The sequence below is a fragment of the Psychrobacter sp. Sarcosine-02u-2 genome (assembly GCF_002836335.1).
Classification (GTDB): Bacteria; Pseudomonadota; Gammaproteobacteria; order Pseudomonadales; family Moraxellaceae; genus Psychrobacter; species Psychrobacter faecalis.
Genome location: NZ_PJBX01000018.1, coordinates 1 through 5,904 on the forward strand (window position 1 = coordinate 1; position 5,904 = coordinate 5,904).

The following is a 5,904-nucleotide window of genomic DNA, read 5'->3' on the forward strand; positions in this document are numbered from 1 at the left end:
TGCCATGATTTTTTCATTTGTTGCATTGATGGCAGGCTTTTATTTTAATGACTTTAGTCTCGTCTATGTCACGCAGCATTCTAATACCTTGCTGCCTTGGTATTATAAGTTATCAGCAACGTGGGGCGGACACGAAGGCTCGCTACTGCTATGGATGACGATCATGGCCACGTGGTGCGCGCTGGTCTCCTATTTTAGCCGTGGCTTACCGTTGTCGATGCGCGCGCGGGTACTCGTGATATTGGCCGGTGTGCAGGTCATGATGCTGACGATGCTGATTTTTACCTCGTCGCCATTTGATCGTACCTTGCCCAATCTGCCAGTCGATGGCGCTGACTTAAACCCTCTTCTACAAGATTTTGGTTTGATTTTTCATCCGCCGATGCTGTATATGGGTTATGTGGGCTTAGCGGTGCCATTTGCTTTTTGTATGGCGGCATTGTGGGAAGGGCGTTTGGATGCAGTATGGACACGTTGGTCGCGTCCATGGGCGCTAGCGGCTTGGGGGTTTTTGACCGTTGGTATCGCTCTTGGCTCTTGGTGGGCGTATTATGAGCTTGGCTGGGGCGGCTGGTGGTTTTGGGATCCTGTAGAAAACGCCTCACTGATGCCTTGGCTTGCCGGTTTAGCCTTGCTGCATTCGTTGGCAGTGACTGAGAAGCGCGGTGTCTTTAAAGCATGGACCATTATGCTGGCTATCTTTGCTTTTGCCTTAAGTCTCTTGGGTACTTTCCTTGTACGTTCAGGGGTTATTACCTCAGTGCATTCGTTTGCCGCTGATCCGACGCGTGGTTTGGTTATCTTAGCTATTCTTGGCATCATCGTCGGTGGTGGTTTGCTGATGTTTGCGCTGCGTGGCTGGCGTTTGACGATTGAAAGTCAGTATCAACTGGTTTCGCGTGAGTCATTTTTAGTCATTAACAACGTCATCATTTTGATTGCAACGTTAGTGGTATTGCTTGGTACCCTCTATCCTATCATTGCCGACGCCTTTAGCTTGGGTCAGGTATCGGTAGGTCCTCCGTACTTTAATGCGCTATTTGTGCCTTTAACATGGCTATTGCTGGTTGCCATGGGTATGGGCTCCAATATCCGCTGGAAACAAGATAAGCGTCCATTGTTAGGCGTTGGTATGGTCATTGCGGCGAGCAGTCTAGTATTAGCTGCAGTCATCACTTACTTTGTCAGTCCATCTGCCATGCTTAATATTGGTGTAACACTAGCAGTAAGTTTTTGGGTACTGTTCTGGATGGTGGTTGATTTCAAAGACAAAACCAAAAATGCACCAAGCTTTTTGCAAGGCTTAAATAAGCTGCGTTTAAGCTACTGGGGTCAGCAAACGGCACATATTGGTGTGATTGTAGCGGTCATCGGTGTTGCCTTTACCAGTACCTTGAGTATCGAGCGCGATGTGGCATTGAGTGTTGGCGAAACGGTCCATGTCCAAGGTTACGACTTCACCGTTAAAGGCTTCCGCGAAGTCAAAGGCAGTAACTATGATGCGACCCAAGCTGAGGTCGAAGTGAGTAAAGATAGCCGTGCTGTGACTACGTTATACCCTGAAAAACGCAATTACATTATTAGCATGATGCCAATGACCGAAGCAGCGATTGATGACAGTCTGATGCGTGATGTGTACGTCGCACTTGGTGAACCTATAGCTGAAGGCAGTAATAAATGGGCCGTACGTATTTATGTGAAGCCATTGATTCGTTGGATATGGCTCGGCGCTATTATTATGGCATTGGGTGGTCTGCTGAGTATGCTTGATAGGCGCTATCGTCTCAAAACATCCAAGACCCCTGCACAAATTGCAGCGAGTAAGTCAGGCTTTACGACGGTTACTGATTTAGATGTTAAAAGCACTACTAATAACACGACACTAATAGGGGAGAAGCAAAATGACTAAGTCTAATCATTTTTCCGAGCAACCCCCTGAAACAAAAGGTAATCGAACAATGAAAAAAAGCCAAATTAGAATATGGTTTTTGATCCCGCTGATCATCTTTGCTGCTGTTATGGTTATGCTTTATTTTCGTTTGGGGCAGCCGACTGAAATCGTAACCAATACCGCGCTTGAACGCCCAGTACCAGCGTTTGAGCTGCCATTGTTGTCCGATACCAGTCGGATCATGACCAATGACAACTTACCTGATGAGCCCTTTTTGATGAATATTTGGGGCTCTTGGTGCCCAACTTGCGTTATTGAGCATCCTTTTTTAATGCAATTAGAAGAGCGCGGAGTCAATTTGGTTGGTGTTAATTACAAAGATGACATCGGTGATGCGCTAGGATATTTAAATCGTGGCGGCGACCCATTCTCCATGTCTATTCAGGATTTGTCCGGCCAGTTTGCCTTGGACTTAGGGTTGACGGGTGCGCCTGAGACTTTCACTGTCGATGGTGAAGGCGTTATTCGCCAGCACATTGTTGGTGAGATTAATGAAAGCAACTGGCAAAGCCGCATCATGCCCTGTTTGATGGTGCTCAATGAAGCGGATAAGAAAAATGTCAGTCCCGATCCTAGTCAGGTTCAGGAGGTGTGTAAGTGAACGCCATATCTTTAAAGGCACATTCATCAAAAAACATGTCATCAAAAAGCCTGTCAGCACAAAGCATAAAACCAGCAAATTTTATAATAAAGTTAGCCAGCTTAATGCTTGCGTGCTTGCTGAGTTTTATCCTCAGTTTCAATGCGCATGCTGCCATTGACGTTTATGACTTTGATTCGCCGCAACAAGAAGCGCAGTATCGCGGGCTTATCGAGGAGCTGCGTTGCCCAAAGTGCCAGAACCAAAATTTGGCTGGCTCTGATGCGCCCATCGCACAAGATTTAAAGCAAAAAACGTACGACATGATTAAAGAGGGTCGTAGTGATGGTGAGATTCGTGCTTATATGCAAGAGCGCTACGGCGATTTTATCAGCTACAAGCCGCCTGTACGTCCATCGACATGGATTTTATGGTTTTTTCCGCCATTGCTACTGATCGTATTATTGATAGGGTGGTTTTGGCAAAGCCGTCGCCGCCAGCTGGTAGCGAGCGGTCAGAGTAGAGTGACGGTAGATAATACCGCCTCGGAGCTGACTGCCGCCGAAAAAGCCGAACTTGATCGTCTGCTATCGCGTGCCAATAGCACCGATAATGACGCTCATGACACCACAAGCCCCGAGGACAAAAAATGACCATATTCTCTACTGCTGGCTTATTTATTGCTCTAAGCTTACTGATTGCCTTACTCCTTGCTGTTATTACCATCATGCCATGGCTGCGCGCCACGCGTACATCAGGCACTTCTGTGGACAACCAGCTACTAGATATCAACGTGGCGGTGTTTCGCGAGCGTCTGGCAGAGCTAAAAACAGACAAAGACAGTGGCACCATCGATGATGCTCACTACCAAAACCAAAAGCTTGAGCTTGAGCGTCAGCTATTGGATGCTCAGCGTGAAGTAACACCTATGGTCGCACCTGGTATCAAGAGCCGTTTGATTATCATGGTATGGGTGCCAGTACTTGCAGGATTGGCTTACTTTTTGGTTGGTGACCGTACACCGGTGTTTGACTTGTGGACAGCAGAAGATAAAGTTGCCCAAGTAGCCGATGATTTATTAACCGGTAAGATTAACCAGCCACCAGCTTGGGCGATTGAAGATGGTACGCAATTAATCAGCGCGATGCAGACCAACGTTTATCGTCATGCCGATGATCCTAATCGCTGGATGCGTTTGTCAGAGCTGTTTTTATCGCTTGAAGCTACCGACTCAGCGATTGAAGCTTTGTCACGCGCTTACCGTCTGTCACCAGACAATGAAGAGATTGCGACCACTTATGCGCAGATTAGCTTTTTTGCCAATAAAGGTCAGCTTGATGCCAGTAGCCGCCGTGTATTACAAGATGTCCTTGCCAAAAATCCACAGCATGAAGGTGCGCAGATGCTAATGGCAATGGGTGAGGCACGTGGTAGTAACTTTGCAGAAGCGCAAGGTTGGATTAAGCGTTTACGTGAGAGCATCGCTGCCAAACCAGGTGACCATAGTAAAGCGCTAGCGAGCCTTGATGAGCTAAGTGCTAATGTCATCGAGCAAGAGCAGCAAGCCGCGCAAGGTATCGAAGTTACCGTCTCTATTGATGCGAGTCTATTACCATTGGTTAAAGCCAATGATGTGTTGTTTGTAGCGATACGTGATGTGAAAGGGGGCCCTCCGTTTGCCGCCAAACGTTTACCTATTAGTATCATCAAGCAAGGTAAAGCCAGTATCCGTTTAAGCGATCTTGATGCGATGATGCCAGAACGCACGTTACAATCTGCCCGTAGCGACAAAACTCAGTTAGCAGTCGTTGCTCGTGTTAGCCATAGTGGGACTGCGTCCGCAGAGTCGGGTGATCTATCAGGTAACCCAGTAGTGATTAGCGCTGAACAGACTCAAGTTAATATTGAAATCAATCAACAGATCCCTTAACAAATGATTATTACAGTAAGTTTCATAATACTAGAACCGTATGTAGGACAGCTTTTGAAAGTGGTGCTATCAATAGCTGTATAACCTATTAGTAAAGAAGTAAAAAACGGCTATGGTGTTTTGCTAGTGAAATAATTGGACGGATGACTATAGAAAGTCTTGATTAAACATAACAGACAGCTCATTTTCAGCTTCCCGCAGAAGAGGTATATGGCTTAATAACTCTACTAAAGACTTTTTAACAGTGGGACCATGAGTAAATACGGTGGCAAAGGTTTGCTTGCTGCTCACTATTTAGAATTAGTACCGCACAGGCAACCATGCCTCGAATGAATTCTTAGTTATCTATCCCTATCTGAGTATCCCGCGTTTCAGCTATGGTCCGCGTAGCTTGTTTTTACATCAGTATTGTTAGCTCTAGCAGTGATAATGAATATATTCACTGTCAGATAACTTTGGTTTAATTTAAAACAGAATCATGACGTTTTGGACAATCATCACTACGCCACTAATGACCATTAATAGGATCAGCATCACTCTAAACTGCTTGATATTCATACCTGCTAAAAAGCGCTTACCAATGATGTTGCCAACCACAGCACCAAGCCCTAAAGCAAAGCCATAAATCCAAAGATTGGCAGTCAATACGCCAAAAAAAGTATAACTACCAATCTGAGCCAATCCTACAAAGAATGAATTAGCTGTTTTAGTAGCGATTAAATCTTCTTTTTGTAATCCCGTATTCATATAGAAAGGATTGAGCACAGGACCCAAACCGCCGACGAGTGTGCTAATGAACGCCGTAATAAAACCTAAAGGCACAAACCCCAGTTTAGGCATATTAAAAGATTTTTCTACTTTGCCAAAACGATACTGCAAGACGGTAGATATCAAAAATGCACCCACTAATAACTGAATCCAGCTCCCATCAAGACGGCTAAATAATAATGCAGCTAACCACGCACCAACGATAGCGCTTGGCGCATAATACTTTATTAGCGACCAGTCGATATGATGCCAAAATAAATAAAGACGTGAAGGGCGACTAATGAAATTACCTAAATTAATCACGGGTGGCGCAGCCGAGATCCCTATCAGCGCAGAGGTGACAGGTATAAGTAAAAGTGCACCGCCACCTCCTGATATGGTGGAAATCACAAAAGCAATCATACCCGCCAAAAACAGCCCTGCAAGATGCCAATTAGGAATTGCTTGTAAAATATCGAGCACGGTTAAGCTCCAACATTAACAGAAGGGAACGAGATTGTTTTAGAGCTATATCCTATCTAAAGTCACCATAAAACGTTACCTGAAGAGCAAGATGCCAAGCGTGCCAAAAATGAGCTCATACAGTTTGCTACTGATCATGGTCATAAACTTGCTGCGTTCTACGTAGAGAATGGGTCAGGGGCAAAGCTAGTACATCCAAAGCTGATAGCTATC

At 45.4% G+C, this 5,904-nt stretch carries 5 protein-coding genes; 4 read left to right on the forward strand and 1 reads right to left on the reverse strand.

Annotation, left to right across the window (positions count from 1 at the left end):
• The 4 genes from CXF58_RS00765 to ccmI form a co-directional block, all read left to right on the forward strand.
• The coding region (locus CXF58_RS00765) for a heme lyase CcmF/NrfE family subunit (protein WP_102076278.1) at positions 1–1,909 on the forward strand (1,909 nt) is incomplete at its 5' end.
• Entirely contained in the window at positions 1,902–2,552 is a 651-nt protein-coding gene (locus CXF58_RS00770) for a DsbE family thiol:disulfide interchange protein (protein ID WP_102076279.1), read from the forward strand. The genes CXF58_RS00765 and CXF58_RS00770, both read left to right, overlap by 8 nt.
• A 104-nt stretch (positions 2,553–2,656) precedes the next feature.
• The gene (locus CXF58_RS00775; protein ID WP_219621710.1) at positions 2,657–3,184 is read left to right on the forward strand and encodes a cytochrome c-type biogenesis protein; all 528 of its coding nucleotides are present in this window, start codon (positions 2,657–2,659) and stop codon (positions 3,182–3,184) included.
• On the forward strand, positions 3,181–4,461 hold the full coding sequence (ccmI, locus tag CXF58_RS00780) for a c-type cytochrome biogenesis protein CcmI (protein ID WP_102076281.1): 1,281 nt from the start codon (positions 3,181–3,183) through the stop codon (positions 4,459–4,461). Before CXF58_RS00775 ends, ccmI begins: the two co-directional genes overlap by 4 nt.
• 465 nt (positions 4,462–4,926) lie before the next feature.
• On the opposite strand, the gene CXF58_RS00790 is transcribed toward ccmI, so the two are convergent.
• Entirely contained in the window at positions 4,927–5,691 is a 765-nt protein-coding gene (locus tag CXF58_RS00790) for a sulfite exporter TauE/SafE family protein (protein WP_227522957.1), read from the reverse strand.
• Positions 5,692–5,904 lie beyond the last annotated feature (213 nt).

Coding starts and splice junctions, on each gene's coding strand:
- CXF58_RS00770 (WP_102076279.1), top strand. CDS start 1,902: ATGACTAAGTCTAATCATTTTTCCGAGCAACCCCCTGAAACAAAAGGT.
- CXF58_RS00775 (WP_219621710.1), top strand. CDS start 2,657: ATGCTTGCGTGCTTGCTGAGTTTTATCCTCAGTTTCAATGCGCATGCT.
- ccmI (WP_102076281.1), top strand. CDS start 3,181: ATGACCATATTCTCTACTGCTGGCTTATTTATTGCTCTAAGCTTACTG.